The organism is Kitasatospora sp. NPDC048194, from assembly GCF_043202455.1.
Taxonomy (GTDB): Bacteria; Actinomycetota; Actinomycetes; order Streptomycetales; family Streptomycetaceae; genus Kitasatospora.
Genome location: NZ_JBIDAK010000014.1, coordinates 151,242 through 169,988, shown reverse-complemented (window position 1 = coordinate 169,988; position 18,747 = coordinate 151,242). Strand labels below are relative to the sequence as shown.

Here is an 18,747-nt window from a genome sequence, read left to right as displayed (position 1 = left end):
GGAAGGCACCGCAGGAGAACTGTAGAAGCACTGCGGAGGACCGCGTACGAAGCGTAGCGCCCGCTCCGCCGGCCGCCGCAGGAGCGCCCCCTCCCGCCCGCCCCCGCCGCAGGCGCCGGCCGCACCCGTGCCCTCGCCCACCGGCCGGCTGCCCGCCCGGCCGCCTGTCCGCCTGCTCCCCTTCCTGCCGCCCGCCCGCCTGCTCGCCTGCTCCCCTTCCTGCCGCCCGCCCGCTCGCCTTCCTGTCGCCCGCCTGATGCTGACGCCTCGCCCGGCGCCCGCCCGGGCGCGGCCGGACACCGGGGGGCGCGAACGGACTGTTGAACGCCCGTCAGCGGGCGGCGAACTGCCCGGAAACCGCCGCCGTTGGCTGGAAGTGCCGCAGACGGGCGCCCCACCGTCCACGTACGGTCGTAGCAGAAGGGGTCCACGCGACCACGCACAGCTCACCCGCCCCACCTGACGGCACGCCACCGCGCGCCGCCCGTGCCGGGCGCGTACCGACCGTACGCCCCCGCACGTTTCGCGCCACCCGCGCACGGGCCCGCGCCCCGCGCGGGCCGCGCCCCCGGTCCACCCGCTGCCCCGGCTCCGCGCCGAGCCGCCGCGGCCGAACCGCCCGTCCCCCGCACGATCCCGGATCACCCCCCCGTGGGGCCGCCCCGAGCGACCCGCTGACCTGGAGTCTGGAGTACGGATGTCCACCGAGAACAGTGCGACCGGTGCCGGCACCGGCACCGCCCCGCTCCCCCCGCTGCACTGCCTGCGCCACCTGGAACCCGGCCCGCCGCGGCTGGCCGCGCTGCCGACCGGCACCCCGGTCTGGCTGGTGAGCCGGCACGCCGACGTGCGGCAGGTGCTCACCGATCCGCGGCTGGGCCGGGCCCCGCTCTACGCGCCGGACGCGCCGCCGGTCACGGTCACGCCCAACATCCTGGACGACCCGCAGAGCATGCTGAACATCGACGGCATCGAGCACCAGCGGCTGCGCCGGACCGTGCAGCGGGCGTTCACCCCGCGCGCGATCGCCCGCTGGAAGCCCTGGGTGGCCTCGGTGATCGAGTCGCTGATCGACGAGCTCATCGACCACGGCTCCCCCGCCGACATCGTCGCCGCCTACACCCGGCCGCTGCCGGTCGCGGTGATCAGCCGCCTGATGGGCCTGGACAACCTGGACAGGAAGCGGCTCGCGCACTGGAGCGACCACGCGCTGTCCACCACCGCCTACCCGGCCGCGGCGATCTCCGCGGCGATGGCGGAGTTCAGCGCCTTCGGCGCCGAGGTGATCGCCGAGCGGCGGGCCGCCCCCGGCGAGGACCTGGTCAGCGGCCTGCTGGCGGCCGCCGCCGAGGACGGCTCGATCACCGAGGGGCAGCTGGTCGCGCTGGTCGTCGGCCTGGTGGTGGCCGGCCACGAGACGACCATGACCAGCCTCGGCAACGCCCTGGTCTACCTGCTGGAGGACGGCCGGGAGGCCTGGCAGCGCCTCGCCTCGGACGAGGCCAGCGCCGCCGCCGCGACCGAGCAGATCCTGCGCGCCGTCCCGCTCGGCGACGCCCAGGAGTTCATGCCCGGGCTGCTGCGCCGCGCAGTGGAGGACGTGGAGATCGGCGGCGTGGTGATCCCGGCCGGCAGCGTGGTCGCCGCAGACACCGGCGCCGCCAACGTGGACCCGGCGGTCCACACCGGGGACCTGCGCACCGAGCTGTTCGCCCCGCTGGCCGCGCCGACGCTCACCTTCGGCGCCGGCCCGCACCACTGCCTGGGCGCCTGGCTGGCCCGGATGGAGCTCGAACTGGCCCTGCACCGGCTGGCCCGCCGCCTCCCGGCACTGCGGATCGCCGACCCGGTCGACGGCATCGACTGGCGCCGCGGGCTGCTCACCCGCAGCCCCAACTCCCTGCGGGTCTCCTGGTGACGGGCCCCGCCGAGACGGAGCCGGTGGTGGTCCGGGTCGACCGGGACCGCTGCATCGGCTCCGGGATGTGCGCACTGAGCGCCCCCGGCTCGCTGGCCCTGGACGCCGACGGCCGGGCCCGGCCGGTAGCCGAGTACGCCGACGGCGGCGCGGAGTTGACGGACGGCCTCGCCGAGGCGGTGGAGTTCTGCCCGGTCGAGGCGCTCGCCCTCCACTCGGCGCGCGGCGGGCACCGGATCGCCCCGCCGGACTGACGGCCCGCCCGGTACCGCCCGCTGCGACTGCGGTAGCGGGCGGTACCCCGGCCTGCCCCTCGGGGTGGGGGCTACGGCTGCCGGGGCGCTCCCCGGTCCGGTTGCGCGCAGGCGAGCACGGCGCGCAGCTCGGCGGCCGGGTCGCCCTCGTGGTAGGGGCGTTCGCTCGACTCGATGTGGTCCAGGAACTCCTGGTACCGCAGCGCGTACGACAGGTGGTAGAGAGGCTCGGCGAGTTCCAGCGCCCGCTGCGGGTCCGAGCCGGGGGCGTGGTGGCGCCAGGCGTCCGTCCAGATCCGGGTGTGGTGCCGCCAGCCGTCCGCGCTGAGGTGGGCGCGGGGGCGCAGCCCGTCCAGGGCGGGGTGCCCGAGGCAGGAGTCGGCGTAGTCGACGATCACCGAACGCACGCCGTCGGAGCGCCAGTTGCCCGGGTGGAAGTCGCCGTGCAGCAGGGTCTCGGGCAGGCCGCAGTCGGCGAGCCGGTCCAGCAGCCGGGGGAGGCCGGCGGCGAAGGCGTGGAGGCGGTCGCACTCCTCGGGCGTCAGGTCGGTCTCGCCGGGGAGCCGGTCCAACAGGGTCCGCAGCTGGGTGAGCAGCGCGGAGGGGGTCCGGTCGCGCAGGCCGGCGAGGGCCGCCGGGCGGCCGGCCAGCGCCGCCTGGGCGGCTACCAGCCGGGGGACGAGCTCGGCGACGGTCCCGGCGGACGGCTCCCAGCAGTCCTGCCCGGGTACGTGGTCGAGCAGCAGCCGGCCCTGCGCCGGCTCGCCGGCCAGGACGGTCGGTACCAGTGTCGGGTCGACGCCGCCGAGCAGCGCGATGACCTCGCCTTCACGGGCGTTGAACGCGGGCGTGGTGGTCTTCAGCCAGGCGTCGGTGCCCGTGGCGGTCGGTAGGCGGAAGAGCCCGGAGAGGTTCCAGGTGCGGATCTGCTGCGCGGGGGCGGCGGCCGGACGACCGGCGGCCGCGAGCCGCGCCTCCGCCCAGGCCAGTGCCTCCCGCAGGCCCTCCGGCGTCGCCCAGGCGGCGCGCAGTGGCGCGGGTGCCAGGAGCGCGGCCGTCTCACCGTCCGGGGCGAGGGGGTCGAGCGCGGGCGGCCGCCGCAGCGCCTCCGCGTGGTAGCGCACCCCGCCGCCGTGCCCGGCGTCCTCGCTGTGCCCCTCCAGCAGCCGCACCACGAGCACCGGCACCCCGACTGACTCGGACGCCCGCTCCACCACCCCGTCGACGGAGGACCACCAGCCGAGGTCCACTTCGAAGGGGCCGAGTCGCCCGAAGTACTCGGCGCCGTGGGTGAGTTCGACGGTGACGGTACGGCTGTTCGCTCGCTGCATCCGGACAGCTTGGCCCAGGCGAGCGCCTGACGCGAACGGATTTCCGGCGGGGACGGACCGGGCAGCCGCCGGTCCGGCCCGGCGGCGGCGTCCGGGATGCGGCGTTCGGGCGGGGGCGTTCAGCATGCGATGTTCAGCGGCGTCGCTCAACCCCCGTCGCGGTGCCCGCCGGGCTGGAAGGCTGGGGGCTCGCAGGCTTCCGGCCCGGCGGGCGGGGCGTACTGGGCCAGTCCGTCGCCGAGGGACCAGTCGATCGGCGCGTTCTCGGTCAGCGTCACGAACACGTTCCGCGGTTCGGTGCCCGCGTACCGCTCGGCGAGTTCGGCGATCCTCCGGTACAGCGCCCGTTTCTGTCGGGGCGTCCGCCCGGCACGCAGCGTGATCGTGACGTAGACGATGCCTTCGTCGCGGTGCACGCCGAGGTAGTCGCCGTAGCGCAGCGTGCTGGTGACGCCGTCGTGGCCGACCAGGACCTGGAAGTGGTCGTCCGGCGGGATCCCGATGGTCTCCATCAGGGCCTCGTGCACCGCGCGGCCGAGCGCCTCCAGCCGTGCGCCGTCGGCCTGCAGGGCGTCGATCCGTACGAAGGGCATGGCGGTTCCTCTCCCGGCCGTCCGGCCGCCGTCCGTCCGTTCGGGCGCGGCCGGGGACCGGGCTCGCACCTCCAGGCCCTGAACATACCAGTAGGTACAGGAGGCCTCGCCCCCTACGGGATCGTCACCGCCGTGCCCGAGACCCGCACCCGGCTGTCCTCCGCCCGCAGTTCGACCCGCAGCAGGCCCGGCCTGCCGAGGTCCTCCCCCTGGTGCAGCGTCAGCACCACCGGAGCCGTCACCGCGCCCAGTTCGCGCAGGTACGCGCCGAAGGCAGCGGCGGCGGCCCCGGTGGCCGGGTCCTCGACGACGCCGCCGACGGGGAACGGGTCGCGGACGTGGAAGACCTCGGCGGCCTCGCGCCAGACGAGTTGCAGGGTGGTCAGGTCCCGGGCGCGCATGTACGCGGCCAGGCCCTCGAAGTCGTAGTCGAGGCGGGCGAGGCGCGAGCGGGTGCCGGCGGCGAGGACCAGGTGGCGGGCGCCCGCGTAGGCGATCCGCGGGGGCAGGGCCGGGTCGAGGTCGTCGGCGGACCAGCCGAGCAGGGCAAGCGCCTCGGCGGTGTCGGCCTGCGGCAGTTCCTCGGTCTTCGGCTCGACGCTGGTGAGGGTCGCCCGCAGCGCGCCGTCGGCGTCGCGTTCCACCTCGACCGGGACCTCGCCGGCCGCCGTGCCGAACACGTACCGCCCGGGCCCGGTCCGCTCGGCCAGCGCCACGGCCGAGGCGACGGTGGCGTGCCCGCAGAACGGGACCTCGGCGAGCGGGCTGAAGTACCTGACAGCGTAAGACCCTTGGACGGACCCGGGGGTCAGGAAGGCGGTCTCGGAGTACCCGACCTCGGCGGCGATCTCGAGCATCCGCGCGTCGCCGAGTCCGGTGGCGTCGAGCACCACACCGGCCGGGTTGCCGCCGTCGGGGCGGGTCGCGAAGGCGGCGTAGCGCAGGATCTCGGGCGGGGCGACGGATTGGGTGGCGGGCGGGGCAACGGGCGGAACGGCAGCGGCATCGTCGTCGGTCATGACCGGACGAACGCGTTCCGTGCGGTCCGTGTTCCCGGCGCGTCGAAGCACCGTGGGCACGGCGACCGCACGCTCACCGCAGCAGCGCCTCCAGGAAGTCCGAGCCGAGCCGGGCACTGCCCGCCAGGTCCAGCTGGTAGAGCATGTACCGCCCGCGCCGCTCGGTGTGCAGCAGCCCGGCCTTGCGCAGCACGGCCAGGTGGCGGGAGACCTCGGGGGCGCTGAGCTGCCAGGCGTCGGCCAGTTCGCCGGTGGTGTGCGGCCCGCGGGCGATGGTGCGGACGAGCCGCAGTCGGACGGGGTGGGCGAGGGCCTCCAGCCGCTGCTGGACGAGCGCGAGCGAGACGGGATCGGATCCGTCGGCCTCGGCGACGGGGTACTGCAGGACGGGGCGCCAGCCGCGGGCGTGCACCGCGAGCAGGTGGGGGCGGCCGAAGACGGTGGGGATGAAGGTGACGCCCCCGGCGGCGGTGCCGCTGGTGGTGCTGTCCTGGAGCTTGTCGATGACGATCCGCCGCCGCCCGTCAGCGCCCTGGTCGAGGCTGACGGACGGCGAGAGGTCCCCGACCGCCTCGGCGAGGCCGCGGCGGGCCAGCAGGTCGGCCTTGCGCCGGGCGTCGGCGGCGAGGGCGGGCAGGACCCGCTGCCAGGCGTCGGCGAAGAAGACGGACGCGCAGTCCTCCAGCATCCGCCGCACCAGGGCCCGGACGGCCGGCGGGTCGGCGAGCAACCGGTCGGCGAAGGCGGCCTGCCGGGGGCCGCGGGCGAGGGCGAGGTCGCGGGCCCGCTCGTTGGCGGCGGGATCGGTGAGCGGAGACGCCGTCGGGCGCGCGAACCGGGAGGAGCCGCAGGTGGTGATGAGTGCTCCGGCGACGAACAGCTCGTCCTCGATCCGGTCGACGGCGTCGAGTTCCTCGGTGAGGGTGGCGCCCGGCAGCCCGGGGACGAGGAAGTCGGCGCGCGAGGAACGCCAGAGGAAGTCGGCCTCCAGCAGCCGTTCGGAGAGCTCGGCCGGTATCGCGGCGGCGGTGCTGGTCACCCAGCCGTGCAGCGCGGGGTGGTGCGCCGGCTCGGCGAGCGCGTGCAGCATGGCGTTCAGCTCGGCGAGCGGGGAGGGGGCGAAGAGCAGCCGGTCCTCGGGAAGACCGGTGATGTCGATGGTCACGCTCATGCGCCCGATCGTGCCACCCCCGCGGGCCGCGTCCGCTTCGATTGACGCCGACCGTCAATCGACGTGCCGGGTGCCCCGTCGGGGCGGACCGTACCGGTCATGAGTGTGACCCAGGAGAAGTCCGTCCATGACCACGCCGCCGTGCGCACCGGCGATCGGCCCGCCCTGCCGATCGGCACCGGCCGCGGCGGCCCGTCCGCGCTGCTGAGTCTGGTCACGGCCGCCGGCGGCCCCCGGTACGCGGTGGCCCTCGCCGTGGACGCGGTGGGCGGCGGCCTGCTGCGGCCGTTCCTGCTGCTGTTCGGCGTCGGGGTGCTCCACCTGCCCGCCGGAGCGGTCGGGTTGGCGTTGTCGGCCGGGATGGTGGCCGGTCTGCTTCTGGTGCCGCTGACCGGCCGCTGGATCGACCGCGGGGCCCGCACCCTGCCCGCGGCGGTGACGCTGGTGCTGCGGGCGGCGGGGGCCTTCACCCTGCTGACCGCGCAGGGGCTGCCGCTGTTCACGCTGGCGGCGGTGCTGTTCGGGGTGGGCAGCCAGTCCTGGCCGACCACCCACGCCGCCGTGGTGAGCACCCTGACGGAGGGACGGCTGCGGGACGCCGCGCTGGCCGCCGGGCGGTCGGTGCGCAACGCGGGCCTGGGCGCGGGTGCGCTGCTCGCCACGGTGACGGTGGCCGGCGGGGCGGACGCGATCCGGGTGCTGGCCGGGGTGACCGGCACGGCCTGCCTGGTCGCCGCGCTGCTGGCGGGCTCCCTGCGGGTGCGGGCGCCGCAGCGGACGACGGACCACGAGGGCGACGGCACCGGGGCGCCGGGCGGGCCGCTGCGCCGGATCTCCCTGCTGAGCCTCGCCAACCTGCCGTACGCGTTCTGCTTCGACGTGCTGGAGGTGGCGCTCCCGGCGCTGCTGGTGCTGCGGCTGCACGCCTCCCCGGCGTGGTCCTCAGGGGTGTTCGTGGGCAACACCGTGCTGGTGATCGCGCTGCAACTGGCGCTGGTGCTGCGGCTGGCGAAGCACTCGCGCCGCGCCGTGCTGGCGGCGGCGGGGGCCGTGCTGGCGGTCTCGTACCTGGGGTTCTGGGCGGCCGGGTCGCTGGGCGGCACTCCGGGGGCGGTGGGCATCGTGGCGGTGTCCGTGGTGTACACGGTGGGCGAGATCCTCTACACCGGCTCGGGCACGGCCCTGGTGACGGCCTCCGTGCCGCCGCACCTGCTCGGGCGGGCGCTGGCGCGGTGGGAGCTGGCGAGCGGGGTCGGCCGGGCGGCGGCGCCGGCCGTGCTGACGGCGCTGCTGGCCGCCGGGCCGGGGCTGCTGTGGACCTGCCTCGCGGTGGCCACGGCGGCGGGGGCGCTGGCGGTGCTGCGACTCGCACCGGCCGGCGGGGAGTAGCCACCCGGGGCGGGGGCGCGGCTGGGGCCCTGCGGCTCGGCTCCGCCGCCCCTCCCCTTCGCCGTCCCTCCCCTCCGCCGTCCCTCCCCTCCGCCGCCCAACCCTCCCCTTCGCCGCTCAACCCTCCCCTCGCTCACCCCTCCCGCCGCCCGACCCGCCTGCCGCTCCGGATGCGGACCGGGCGCCGAGCACGGATGCTGGCGACGAGGTGTGCCCGCCCCGAGGAAGGATGCTCGACCCGATGAGTGCCCTGGAGTTCGAGATCATCGACAGCCCCGACAGCTCGCTCAACAAGACGTCCGTCCTGGTCACCGGCCCCAGGGACGCCCTGCTGGTGGACGCCGGGTTCACCCGCTCCGACGGTCGCCGCCTGGTCGAGCGGGTGCGCGCGAGCGGCAAGCGGCTCACCACCGTCTTCGTCAGCCACGGCGACCCCGACTTCTACTTCGGCGCCCAGGAGGTCCAGGACGCCTTCCCGCAGGCCCGCTTCCTCGCCACCGCGTCGACCGTCGAGCACATCCAGGACACGTTCCACGCCAAGCTGCGCGCCTGGTCCCACCTCGGCCCTGAGCTGCCGACCCGGCTGGTCCGGCCCGAGGTGCTGCACGGGGACGAGATCGTCTTCGAGGGCCACCGCTTCGAGCTGCGCGGCGCCGACTTCCACCTGCCCGACCGGCACTACCTGTGGCAGCACCACCACCGCGCGGTGCTCGGCGGGGTGCTGCTCTTCGAGGGCCTGCACGTGTGGACGGCCGACACCCCCGCGCCCGCCCAACGCGCCGCCTGGATCGACCTCCTGGACGGCATCGAGGCGCTCCACCCGACCTGGGTCGCGGCCGGCCACCGGGTCGCCGACGCACCCACCGACCTGAACGCCGTCGACCACACCCGCGCCTACCTGCGCGCGTTCGAGACCGAGCTCGGCCGGGCGGCCGACGCGGAGTCCGCCAGGGAGGCGCTGGAGCGGCGCTTCCCGCAGCTGGGCCTGCGCATGGCCGTCGACATCGGCACCAAGGTCGCCATGGGCGAGCTCACCTGGGGGTAGGGCACCCCGGGGTCCCGGTGCCGGGCGCCGCACCGCAATTCACCCGAACGGGCGGCAGGGCGCGGCGCGCCCGCCGCGGTCTCGACACGCCACCCGTACGGCGGCAGGCTGGCCCCGGATCTGCGGCGACAGCGAGGAGTCGAGATGGCGGACACGGAAGCCGGGACGGGACGCGAACGTCCGATCGTGATCGTGGGTGCGTCCCTGGGCGGTGCCAAGGCCGCCGAAGCCCTGCGCGACGCCGGGTACCGGGGCGGCATCGTCCTGATCGGCGAGGAGCACGAGCGGCCGTACGAACGGCCGCCGCTGTCCAAGGGCTACCTGCTCGGCAAGGAGCCCCGCGAGAAGATCTACGTCCACCCGCCGCAGTGGTACGCCGACCACGACGTCACGCTGCGCCTGGGCACCCGGGTGGCCTCGATCGACCCCGCCCGGCACACGGTGACGCTCGCCGACGACGGCCGGGTCGAGTACGCCAAGCTGCTGCTGACCACCGGCTCGGTGCCGCGCCGGCTGCCGGTGCCCGGCGCCGACCTGGACGGCGTGCTGTACCTGCGCCGGGTCGAGGACAGCGACCGGATCAAGGCGGCGCTGCGCCCGGGCGCCCGGATCGCGGTGATCGGGGCGGGCTGGATCGGCCTGGAGGTCGCGGCCGCCGCCCGGACGGCGGGCGCCGAGGTGACCGTCCTGGAGGCGCTGGAACTGCCGCTGCTGCGGGTGCTGGGCCGGGAGGTCGCCCAGGTCTTCGCCGACCTGCACCGCGACCACGGCGTGGACCTGCGCTTCGGCGTCCAGGTCACCGAACTCACCGGTGCCGGCGGCACGGTGAGCGGCGTACGCCTCGGCGACGGCACCGAGCTGGCGGCCGACGCGGTGGTGGTCGGCATCGGCATCTCCCCCGCCACCGAGCTCGCCGAGGCGGCCGGCCTGGAGGTCGACAACGGCATCAAGACCGACCAGCGGCTGCGCACCTCGGACCCGGACGTCCACGCGGCCGGCGACGTCGCCAACGCCTACCATCCCCTGTTCGGCACGCACATCCGCGTCGAGCACTGGGCCAACGCCCTCAACCAGCCCCAGACCGCCGCCCGGGCGATGCTCGGGCACCCGGACGCGGTCCACGACCGCGTGCCGTACTTCTTCACCGACCAGTACGACCTCGGCATGGAGTACCTCGGCTACGTCGCACCCGGCGGCTACGACCGGGTGGTCTTCCGCGGCGACCCGGTCACCCGCGAGTTCATCGCCTTCTGGCTCACCGGCGGCCGGGTGCTCGCCGGCATGAACGTCAACGTCTGGGACGTCACCGACCCGATCCGCGAACTGATCGTCTCCCAGCGCCAAGTGGACCCCGACCGCCTGGCGGACCCGACCATCCCCCTCGGCGAGGTCTGACTGGGCGTTTCGTTCCCGACTTCTGAGGTCAGGTTCCACGCCAGGTCTGGGTGGTCTCGCCGGCGAGTCGGCGGGTCATGAGGCCGATCATCGCGCCGTGGATCACGGCTTCGGAGCGGGCCGGCAGGGCTTCGCAGTCGCGGGCCAGGCGTCGGTGGTTGCCGCCAAGTGGGCACGACACCCGACCAGTTGAGGGGCGAAGTGGAGGCGCGGCGGGCGCATCTGGCGCACAACGTCGACCGCCTGGCCGAACGGGTCACACCGCGGCGGGTGGCTCGGCGCCGCATGGACGCCACCAAGCGGCGGCTGACCAGTGCGAAGGAGCAGGTGATGGGCTCGGTGAGCAACACCGGAACGGCGGTCGGCGAGAGCGCCCGCGACCTGGCCGGACAGGTGGGCGACAGCACCGGAGCGCTGACCGGACAGGTCGGCGAGACGATCAGCGACACGGCCGCCCAGGTGGCCGACGCCGCGCGGCACGCCCCGGCCCAGGTGCGCAGCCAGACCCGGGGCAACCCGATCGCGGCGGGCATCATCGCCTTCGGCGCTGGCATGCTGGCCGGCACCCTCCTACCGGTCTCGCAGGCCGAGCAGCACGCCGGAGCCCAGCTGCGCGAGCACGCCGACGACCTCCTGCAACCGGTCAAGCAGGCCGCCTCCGAGGCCGTGCAGGAAGTGAGGGAGGAACTGCGTGAGCCGGCCCAGCAGGCCGTGGAGTCGGTCAAGGCCACCGCTCAGGACGCGGTCCAGAGCACGACGCAGGCCGGCCGGCAGGCCGCCCAGACCACGGCCGGTGACCTCAAGGAGGTCGGGCAGGACGCCGCCCGGCAGGCCCGCGAGCAGGCCCAGGACTAGGGACCCGGATCTCGGGAGGCCACAGGGGCTATCCACATTGATCCGGAGAACGGCCGGCCGCCTGGCCGCCCTCCGGCCTGCCACGGCACGCCGTCGGCCGCGGGAGTCGGCGATGAAGCGTCGGGGCGTGTGAGCGGCAGGGGTGCGGAGCGACAACGGTGCTGGTCAGAGCCCGTTGATCGTCAGGTTCCTGCGGGCCTGGTCGAACGTCCTCTGCCCTTCGGCTGCCTGGTCGGGGGCGGAGGGGAAGGAGATCTCCAGCTTGAAGCCGGCCCCGTCCTTGCGCACCAGGTCCAGTTCCAGCGCCCGCTGGTCCTTCGGATTCCTGTAGTCCGAGTTGTCCTGGTAGGTCACGTCCAACACGGCCGCGTCCTTGCCCTGCTGCTGGACAGCGTTCACGTTCCCGTCCGGCTCAGGGGCCTGGAAGTAGTGGTAGTGATCCTTGTACCAGGCCAGGTCGGCGTTGGCCACCGACAGCGGGCTGCGGGTCTCCCCGGTCCACTTGGAGAACTTGAGGACGAAGACCTTGGTCGGGTCCGTGAAGGTGACCGACGAGTCGTCCTCACTGCGAACGTAGCCGGCCGGCGCGGCGAGCGTAGCGTCCAGCCCGGGCTCCTGGTAACGCTTCCAGCCGGCCGGCAACGGGTCATCGCCGGCGAACACCAGCACCGACCCCACGGCCACGGCCAGCACAGCCGCGCCAAGCGCCAGCTGGACCCGCCGGCTGCCGGTTACAGCCCGGCGGACCCGCTGGGTCCACGTGGTCGGCGCGGCCGCTCCCGGTGCCACCCGGGTCGCGGATGGACCGGCTGGTTCGACGGCGGCGCGCAGGAGCTGGCGCAGCGCACTGGGGGCCGGCCGCGCCTGCGGTTCCTTGCGCAGCAGTTCGCAGAGCACCGCGCCCAGCGGCCCGGCGTTCGCCGACCGCGGTACTTCGGCCAGTAGGACTGCCTGCAGAGTGGACGCGGTGGTCTGGCGGCGAAACGGCGACACACCCTCGACCGCCTGGTAGAGGACCACACCCAGCGACCACAGGTCCGACTCGGGGCCCGGCCGCTGGCCCAGGACACGCTCCGGTGCCAGGTATTCGGGCGAGCCGATGAAGCTCCCGGTCTCGGTCAGCTTCTGCTCGCCCTCCACCTGGGCGATCCCGAAGTCGCTCAGCACCACCCGGCCGTGCCGTCCCAGCAGGATGTTGGCCGGCTTCACGTCGCGGTGCAGCACTCCCGCCTCGTGCGCACTGACCAGAGCCTCCAGCACCGCCAACCCGATCCGCACCGCCTCCTGGGCCGGAAGCGTGCCCTCCTGGAGCACCTCCGCCAGCGACCGCCCGCGGACCAGCTCCATCACGATCCACGGGCTTCCGTCGACCGTGACCACGTCGTGCACGGTGACCACGGAGGGGTGGTCGACCCGGGCTGCCGCCCGGGCTTCGCGCTGCATCCGCAGATACATCGTCTGCCGCTCGGCCTCGGTCAACTCCTCGGGAAGCCGGGGCTCCTTGACCGCCACGTCCCGGTCCACCGTCTCGTCGTGCGCCCGCCAGACCGTGCCCATACCGCCGGAACCGAGCCGCTCCAGCAGCCGGTAGCGGCCACCGATCAGCCGCCCCGCCCCCGGCTGCGGCACTGCGGCCGCCTCCACCACGGTCGGCTCGGCCACCGTGCGCGGCTGCTCCGGAGTGCTCCCCGGGCCCGCCAGCCCCCAACTCGTCGGCTCCTGGGCCGACCCCCCATCGGTCGTCATGGCAGCATGATGGCACCTCCGACGTGCCCTTCCCCAGGGCCCAGGGGCAACCCGCGTCGAGCAGCTCGACTCCGCACTCAGCCGGGCATGAGCGGACGGTCGAGCGGTTATACGCGCTCCATGACTGGTAGCCAACCCGTGGATTCCGGGGTGACAGTGGGAGTGCGGAAGGCCGCCGAGGTGGAGCGGGCCTTCGCCGAACTGGAGGCGAACGCGGCGGCGCCCAATCGTCAGACGCAGTGGTCCAGGGGTGCCCTGGCCGGCTACCTGTGGGCGTTGGGCCGCGGCGACGGCGCCCCGGTCACCGGTGCGCGGACCGCGGGTGTGCCCGGCAACGACGTGTTGACCGCAGAGGTGGACGCCGCGAACGTGGCCCTGGAGAACCAGGTGGAACGTACGGTGCCCCGTGATTACAGCCAGGGCGTCCACGACGCGCTGGCCTGGGTGTGCGGCCACACTGACAGCCGGCCCTGATCCGGGACTTCCGCCACCCGGAGGACACGTTTCGGCCAGCGGCACGGGGAGGGCCGTCGGCCTCCTCCCGAGAGAGTTGTTGCCCAGCGCTGCTCGCTGGTGCAGCCGGCGCCGGCGAGCATCCCGCCGGTTCAGTGGGAGTGCCCCCGCCTGAGCGCGCGCCGCGCCCTGAGAACCGGACCCACCCAGGGCACGAAGCGGAGCAGGCGCCCGGCCGCCCGGTAGACAGGGCGATGGCTCTCTGGCGCGTGGGCGGGGTGGCGAACATGACCCGCCGACCCCGCGCGCCGCCCACCGCTGAACAGTCACCTTTCGCCACGGGGCGGCTCGGGAACGCTGCCCTGCTCCACGGTGGTGGTGATCAGGACCAGACAGGGCCTGGAAGGGGTGGAACCGAATCCGAACCGGACGGGCGGTTCGACCGGTCGTAGCGGCCCGAGGTCCTGTCCGCGGTGACTGGCGCCGGCGGCGGTGATCGGCCACAGATCGCGGGGGGCGTACCACTCCCGGCGGCCCTGACCGGCGCTGCCCCGTGTTCTCACTCCCGGCAGCAGCATGCTCGGAACGTCGATCAGGGCCGCCCACGCAGGCCGACGAGAGAGCGGCGCGGGCACGGCCCGCAGCAACCAGCCCAGCGGGCCGCGTCGGCCCATCGTGAACCGTAGGGCCAGCGGCCCCGCCGTCACTGACCACCCTGTGCCCGTACGAGCCACCGCGACCGGTACGACCTGGGTCCGGTCGAAGCAGTAAGTGCTCGCGATGAACTCGCCGATCTGTTCCGTGGGGGCCAGCAGGAGCCGGAACCCGTCCGCCTGCTCGACCATGACGTCGCTGAACGCCCCGAACGGTGACGCCGTCCAGTGCCCTACGACGATCCGCGTACCTGATTCGGTCCCGACACCGGCGATCCAACCGTCGAACCGCAGCCGCACCCGTTCCACGTTCCCAACCTCCGCCCCATCATCCAAACGGCGCACCACCGTGGGAGCGGCCCCCGGGGCGCAGAGCACGTAGAGCGACACCTACCCGGTGACAGGTCCGGGGCCGGCCGTCGTGCTTGACGAGCACTCCGGTGGCGCAGAGCAGAACGTCGTAGGACTCCTCCACCTCCCCGGACGTGGTCAGGTGCCAGCGGCCGTCCTGGTACTCCGCGCTCACCACCTCCTCCGCGCACCGCAGGTGAGCGCGCAAGCCGCATCGCCCCCCCTGCCGCCACAAGCGGCACCCCTGCGGCCCTGGCGCTGGCCCGCGCCCTTGCCCACCGGGGGAGGCAGCCCGGCACACCTACGGCTCGACGAATGCCGCACCGGCCCAGCCGGTGCGGCATTGCTGGTGCCCGGCCGGGCAGCCGGATCCGTTCACTTGTGGGGATGAGGCCGGGCCTGGCTGCCAGGTATCGGCTCGCTCGGCAAGGGCCCTCGCTGCGCGGGGATGGGCGGGCGCGTGGGGGTTGCCGGGCGCGCACTGCTCGACGAACCGAAGTGCTGGATCAGTGAGTTGGTGCATGGCCATTGGTTCTCCGGCACGCCGACGTCAAGCAGGGGCTGGCTCCGCGACCCCGCCTGGATCCGCCGCTGACGCGTCGCGGCGGACGGATCTCACCAGTACCGCAGCCGGGGGTCGGGAACGCTCCGCCGGTTGATCACGCGCCACGCGGACTCGTCGATCCGGCGGATGTGGCCGAGGAGGAGTTCACGCAGCTCCGCCTCGGTGCAGGCGGTCGCGAGCACGTCGGGCACGTCGAAGTCGATGCCCTCGCGGGAGCTGATCCGCAGGGCCGCCCGGACCGGCACGACCTCCCGCGCGAGCCACGAGCCGAACTCGGCGGCCTGCGCGGCCGTGGCGTTCCGGATGGCGGCGCCTTCGCCCGCTACGCCCGCGACTCCCTCCACCGCCCGCTGGTCCAGGGTGATCCCGAAGCTCATGGTGAGCCCGTTGCGGCGCCCGTGCCCCGGATGGTCCCAGACGTGGCTGAACTCCGTCGGCTCGCGCCGGAGAAGGGCCTGCCGGAACGCATCGAGGGTCAGGCCCCACAGGCCGTCCGTCACGGGTTCAAAGATCCAGTAGTGGGCCTGCTCCTCGATCGGCGTCGGGATGGCGGGAACGGGCACCGGCTGCTCCCGCTGCCGGTCACGCGACATAGCGGGCGTAGCCGTTGACGCCGTACAGGGCCAGCATGGTGTCCCAGTAGGCCACCGAGGTCTCGTTGTTGGTATCGACCTCGACACCTCGGAGCTGACCCTGGTTCTGCGGGTTCGCCAGCGCGGCGCGGTACTTGGCCATCTCGGTCCGGTCATCGGCGTACAGGAAATGGCGCTTGTTGTTCTGGGTGTTGGTCAGGAGGCTGTCCAGGGTCCGGTAGCAACTCTTCGGATTCTGGACGTACTTGGCCTCGACGGCCATTCCGTCCGTCGGACGGATCCCGTCCACCATCAGGGTGTTGGTCGCGCCCAGGTTCGAGCCCGCCGGGAGCGGCAGCGCGAACTCGGGGTACCCCGAGGTCCTGAGCTGGTAGGCCTGTGCCGCTATGTTGCCCGCGTCGGAGAAGTCCCCTTGGGTCAGACTCTTCTGCCAGATCGTGAAGGAGGCCAGTTGAGCGGGCGTGAGGGCCGGGAACCGCGGATCGGGCGGGTCCGGTGGGGCGATGGGGTCGACGTCCGGCTGGAGCGGGTTGCGCGGCCGTTGGACGGTGGGCAGGAAGCCGACCGAGGCGAGCACGATCGGATCGGGGAAGGGGTCCGGGGAGAGCGGGTCGCCGCCCCACTCGCGGACTCCGCCGCCCGGCAGCCAAGGCAGCAGCGGTTGCCCGGAGTTCGGCTGTCCTGGGATGGTGACGACCGCCTGACTGCCATCGAGGATGTGCGCCACCGCGCCCAGGGAGTGGATGTCCGCGTCGCCCTCGACCCGGTCCTTCAGCCCGCCGTCGTTGCCGTTCCCGCCGAACAATGGGTTGTCCCAGATCGGACCGGGCGACAGGAGGGAAAGGGCGTCGCCGCCCAACTGCTTCTGCGCTGCCTCGATGTGGTCCGCGTAGCTCTCGCAGCAGGCGGCGAGCAGCGAGCAGGCCGCCGGGAGGTTCGCGAGGAGCGTCTGCCCCTCCGCAGGACGGGCCGGAGCAGCTGCCTTTCCGACGAACTGGGTGAAGTACGCGTTGACTCCCACGCTCGCCGGGCCCTCGTGGTTCTGGACGGCGGTGGTCCAACTGCCCTGGGCGTCGGCCAGGACGTTGGTCAGTATGCCGGCGGCCTTGCGCCAGGTAGCCGCGATCTGCCGAAGCCCGTCGGGGTCACCTCGGTACCGGCCGCCACCGAGGAACTGCTTCTCCCAGCTGGTGTCTCCGACGGCCTCGGGCAGCGAGTTGCCGAGCCCCCGTGGATCGTGGAGTTCCTGGCACTGGTCGGAGCGGCTGAGCCAGGGCGTGGCCAGACCGCTGCTCCCGCCGTCACCGGTGGCGGCCAGCAGGCCGGCCGCCAGCGAGGACTCGGCCGCCAGGTAGTTCTTGGCCGTCTGCAGGATCGCGGCCGCTCCGGAGCCGATGATGACGCAGGCGTTGCCGATCTGGTTGACGGTCGTCCTTGCCGCCGGGTCGTACACCGAGCCGAACAGCTGGCCGGCCTCGTCCGCCCCGACCGTTCCCTTCTGGGTCGCCAGTTCGCCCACCAGGGCGTTCGTGGTGGCGAGCAGGTCCTCGCTGCTCTGGTGCATCCCCCAGGAAGCCTCTACCAGGTCCTCGACCACGACCTGGAAGCCGGCTCCCCCGTCATCCGGCAGTCTGTCGTGCATGAAGTCATGTTTTCCATCAACTCCGTTGGCGAAAGCCGGAAACCGGGAAGTGTTGCGGAGTCGTTGCTTGCCCCGGGCGGATAAGAGGAACCAACGGAACTGCTTGATGCCCATGTCCGTTCGCCCGGGCGCTCGTTGGGCAAGCCGTGGGGAAGAGACCGCCGTGGCTGGTGTCGGACGACGGTGCGCAGGGAGCGACCGCGGTGAGGGATGGCATGCGCCATGACGTCCCCGCCGTTCCCGTGCGGGCTGTGGACACCACCGCGGCGGGCGACTGCTTCAACGCCGGGTTCGTGCACGGGCTGCTCGCCGGCCGGAAGCTGCCGGCATGCCTCGCCGCCGCCGCGGCCTGCGGCGCCGCGGCAGCCACGGGCCCGGGCTCGAGTGCGGCTCCGCGCGCCGAGGACCTCGACCGCGGGCAGCACCCGTCCTCGTGACCTCACGGTCGGGGGCGCGCCCAACTGCGCGAGTGAGGTGAACTCTTCACGGCGCTGGGTGATCGTGTTAGCGTCCGTCGGATGTCGAGGATTCTGGTCACCGATCTGGACGGCACCTTACTCGGCGGCGACCGTGAGGACCGGCGCCTGCTGCGGGAAGCACTGGACCGCCACCCCGAAGTGACCGTGGTCTTCGCCACCGGCCGAGGACCAGCCTCGATCCGGCAGGTTCTGCGGGATCCGCTCGTCCCGAGGCCCCGTTGGATCATCGCGGACGTCGGCGCCACCGTGCTGGACGGTACCGACTTCTCCACCGTCGAGCCGCTGCAGGAACAGCTACGCGCCGGCTGGCCGGGGCAGGAGCAGGTACGGGCTGCGTTGCGCCGGTTCCCCCGGCTCACCTACCAGCACGACGTGGTCCAGGACGGCCGCTGCTCCTACCACCTGGCCCCCGAGCACCTCACCGGCAGACTCACCGAGGCGGTCGAGGCCCTCGGCTGCGGCTGGACCTACTCAGCGGACCGCTACCTCGATGTCCTACCTCCGGCGGCCTCCAAGGGAAGCGCCCTGCGGGCCCTGGCCGAGAAACTGGACTGGTCGGCCGAGGAGATCCTGGTCGCCGGGGACTCACTCAACGACCTGTCACTGTTCGGGCTCGGCATTGGCGTCCGGTGGACTACGTCTCGCGCAACCTTCCCTTCGCCGAGGTCGTCGATGAGTACCTGGCCGCCGACGTGCTGTGGGTGACCTCGTTGCAGGACGGGATGAACCTGACGGCGAAGGAGTTCATCACCGTCCAAGCCACCCTCGCGCCCCACCGCGCGGGCGGGCCGGGCGTCCTGGTGCTCTCTCGTTACGCCGGCGCCGCCGCCGAGCTCGGGGACGCGGCCCTTCTCACCGACCCGCGTTCCCCGGACGACCTCAGCGCCGTCCTCGCCAAGGCCCTGGCGCTCACCGCCGACGAACGCCGCGCCCGCATGCGTCGGCTCGCCACGCTCCTCGGCCAGGAACGGCCCGCCGACTGGGCAGCGCGGATCATTCAGGCGATTCGCCGCCCCGGTCCCGCGTCCTGACCAGCTCCGAGCGGGCCCGTCGGCTGCCGAACTCACGGGCGCGGTAGGCGCGGAGGGCACGCTAGGCGGCCCGCGCGCCGCTCGTCGGTGGCCAGTGCGATCCAGCCGGTTCGGGTGGCCGCGCACGAGTGCGCCAGGTCCGCGGAATGATCACGGCGACGCTCGGCGCATGGGCATGGCGATCACGAGGGGGCGGGGTCGGAGGCGGTCGCGGTAGGGCGTCGAGGTGAGGAGCCGGCTCCTTCGGGCGGACTCCCGCGCCTT

General features: G+C 73.8%; 19 protein-coding genes. 10 read left to right on the top strand and 9 right to left on the bottom strand.

Going from position 1 to position 18,747, the window contains the following annotated elements:
* Positions 1 to 697: 697 nt before the first annotated feature.
* Positions 698 to 1,918: a cytochrome P450 gene (locus ACGF07_RS19330; protein ID WP_392900279.1), complete on the top strand. Its 1,221-nt coding sequence runs from the start codon at positions 698 to 700 to the stop codon at positions 1,916 to 1,918.
* Positions 1,915 to 2,172, top strand: coding sequence for a ferredoxin (locus ACGF07_RS19325; RefSeq protein ID WP_392900276.1), 258 nt, complete (start codon positions 1,915 to 1,917; stop codon positions 2,170 to 2,172). Before ACGF07_RS19330 ends, ACGF07_RS19325 begins: the two co-directional genes overlap by 4 nt.
* Before the next feature lie 71 nt (positions 2,173 to 2,243).
* On the opposite strand, the gene ACGF07_RS19320 is transcribed toward ACGF07_RS19325, so the two are convergent.
* The 4 genes from ACGF07_RS19320 to ACGF07_RS19305 all read right to left on the bottom strand — a co-directional run bounded on the left by ACGF07_RS19320 (position 2,244) and on the right by ACGF07_RS19305 (position 6,286).
* Complete coding sequence (locus ACGF07_RS19320) at positions 2,244 to 3,503, bottom strand: phosphotransferase family protein (RefSeq protein ID WP_392900274.1); 1,260 nt, start codon at positions 3,501 to 3,503, stop codon at positions 2,244 to 2,246.
* A 146-nt stretch (positions 3,504 to 3,649) separates the two neighbouring features.
* Positions 3,650 to 4,096, bottom strand: a complete 447-nt coding sequence (locus ACGF07_RS19315; RefSeq protein ID WP_392900272.1) for a tautomerase family protein — start codon at positions 4,094 to 4,096, stop codon at positions 3,650 to 3,652.
* Positions 4,097 to 4,209: 113 nt separating this feature from the next.
* Complete coding sequence (locus ACGF07_RS19310) at positions 4,210 to 5,115, bottom strand: PhzF family phenazine biosynthesis protein (protein WP_392900269.1); 906 nt, start codon at positions 5,113 to 5,115, stop codon at positions 4,210 to 4,212.
* A 73-nt stretch (positions 5,116 to 5,188) separates the two neighbouring features.
* Positions 5,189 to 6,286, bottom strand: a complete 1,098-nt coding sequence (locus ACGF07_RS19305) for a DUF5937 family protein (RefSeq protein WP_392900266.1) — start codon at positions 6,284 to 6,286, stop codon at positions 5,189 to 5,191.
* 99 nt (positions 6,287 to 6,385) lie between these two features.
* Here ACGF07_RS19305 and ACGF07_RS19300 point away from each other — a divergent pair, with 99 nt between their 5' ends.
* The 3 genes from ACGF07_RS19300 (at position 6,386) to ACGF07_RS19290 (ending at position 10,115) form a co-directional block, all read left to right on the top strand.
* Positions 6,386 to 7,675 (top strand): MFS transporter, encoded by a 1,290-nt coding sequence (locus ACGF07_RS19300; protein ID WP_392900263.1) that lies wholly within the window; start codon positions 6,386 to 6,388, stop codon positions 7,673 to 7,675.
* 241 nt (positions 7,676 to 7,916) lie between these two features.
* Positions 7,917 to 8,720, top strand: a complete 804-nt coding sequence (locus ACGF07_RS19295; RefSeq protein WP_392900261.1) for an MBL fold metallo-hydrolase — start codon at positions 7,917 to 7,919, stop codon at positions 8,718 to 8,720.
* Between the two features lie 144 nt (positions 8,721 to 8,864).
* Complete coding sequence (locus ACGF07_RS19290; RefSeq protein WP_392900258.1) at positions 8,865 to 10,115, top strand: NAD(P)/FAD-dependent oxidoreductase; 1,251 nt, start codon at positions 8,865 to 8,867, stop codon at positions 10,113 to 10,115.
* 28 nt (positions 10,116 to 10,143) lie between these two features.
* Here ACGF07_RS19290 and ACGF07_RS19285 read toward each other — a convergent pair whose 3' ends face one another.
* On the bottom strand, positions 10,144 to 10,296 hold the full coding sequence (locus tag ACGF07_RS19285) for a hypothetical protein (RefSeq protein ID WP_392900255.1): 153 nt from the start codon (positions 10,294 to 10,296) through the stop codon (positions 10,144 to 10,146).
* Between ACGF07_RS19285 and ACGF07_RS19280 the strand changes: the two genes are divergently transcribed.
* Positions 10,284 to 10,970: a DUF3618 domain-containing protein gene (locus tag ACGF07_RS19280; protein ID WP_392900253.1), complete on the top strand. Its 687-nt coding sequence runs from the start codon at positions 10,284 to 10,286 to the stop codon at positions 10,968 to 10,970. The genes ACGF07_RS19285 and ACGF07_RS19280 overlap by 13 nt on opposite strands.
* A gap of 165 nt (positions 10,971 to 11,135) precedes the next feature.
* Here ACGF07_RS19280 and ACGF07_RS19275 read toward each other — a convergent pair whose 3' ends face one another.
* A complete protein-coding gene (locus ACGF07_RS19275) occupies positions 11,136 to 12,716 on the bottom strand; it encodes a serine/threonine-protein kinase (protein ID WP_392900250.1) in 1,581 nt (526 codons plus the stop codon).
* Positions 12,717 to 12,866: 150 nt separating this feature from the next.
* Here ACGF07_RS19275 and ACGF07_RS19270 point away from each other — a divergent pair, with 150 nt between their 5' ends.
* Complete coding sequence (locus tag ACGF07_RS19270; RefSeq protein WP_392900247.1) at positions 12,867 to 13,190, top strand: hypothetical protein; 324 nt, start codon at positions 12,867 to 12,869, stop codon at positions 13,188 to 13,190.
* A gap of 305 nt (positions 13,191 to 13,495) precedes the next feature.
* Here the strand turns inward: ACGF07_RS19270 and ACGF07_RS19265 are convergent, their stop codons facing one another.
* The 3 genes from ACGF07_RS19265 to ACGF07_RS19255 all read right to left on the bottom strand — a co-directional run bounded on the left by ACGF07_RS19265 (position 13,496) and on the right by ACGF07_RS19255 (position 16,973).
* Positions 13,496 to 14,131: a hypothetical protein gene (locus tag ACGF07_RS19265; protein WP_392900244.1), complete on the bottom strand. Its 636-nt coding sequence runs from the start codon at positions 14,129 to 14,131 to the stop codon at positions 13,496 to 13,498.
* Between the two features lie 657 nt (positions 14,132 to 14,788).
* On the bottom strand, positions 14,789 to 15,301 hold the full coding sequence (locus tag ACGF07_RS19260) for a hypothetical protein (RefSeq protein ID WP_392900241.1): 513 nt from the start codon (positions 15,299 to 15,301) through the stop codon (positions 14,789 to 14,791).
* Positions 15,302 to 15,320: 19 nt separating this feature from the next.
* Positions 15,321 to 16,973 (bottom strand): restriction endonuclease fold toxin-2 domain-containing protein, encoded by a 1,653-nt coding sequence (locus tag ACGF07_RS19255; protein ID WP_392900239.1) that lies wholly within the window; start codon positions 16,971 to 16,973, stop codon positions 15,321 to 15,323.
* Positions 16,974 to 17,119: 146 nt separating this feature from the next.
* On the opposite strand from ACGF07_RS19255, the gene ACGF07_RS19250 reads away from it, so the two are divergent.
* The 3 genes from ACGF07_RS19250 to ACGF07_RS19240 all read left to right on the top strand — a co-directional run bounded on the left by ACGF07_RS19250 (position 17,120) and on the right by ACGF07_RS19240 (position 18,483).
* Complete coding sequence (locus ACGF07_RS19250) at positions 17,120 to 17,410, top strand: carbohydrate kinase family protein (RefSeq protein WP_392900236.1); 291 nt, start codon at positions 17,120 to 17,122, stop codon at positions 17,408 to 17,410.
* Positions 17,411 to 17,491: 81 nt separating this feature from the next.
* Positions 17,492 to 18,157 carry an HAD-IIB family hydrolase gene (locus ACGF07_RS19245; protein WP_392900233.1) on the top strand — a complete coding sequence of 222 codons (666 nt, stop codon included), beginning with the start codon at positions 17,492 to 17,494 and terminating at the stop codon, positions 18,155 to 18,157.
* Positions 18,082 to 18,483, top strand: a complete 402-nt coding sequence (locus tag ACGF07_RS19240; protein ID WP_392900230.1) for a trehalose-6-phosphate synthase — start codon at positions 18,082 to 18,084, stop codon at positions 18,481 to 18,483. Before ACGF07_RS19245 ends, ACGF07_RS19240 begins: the two co-directional genes overlap by 76 nt.
* Positions 18,484 to 18,747 lie beyond the last annotated feature (264 nt).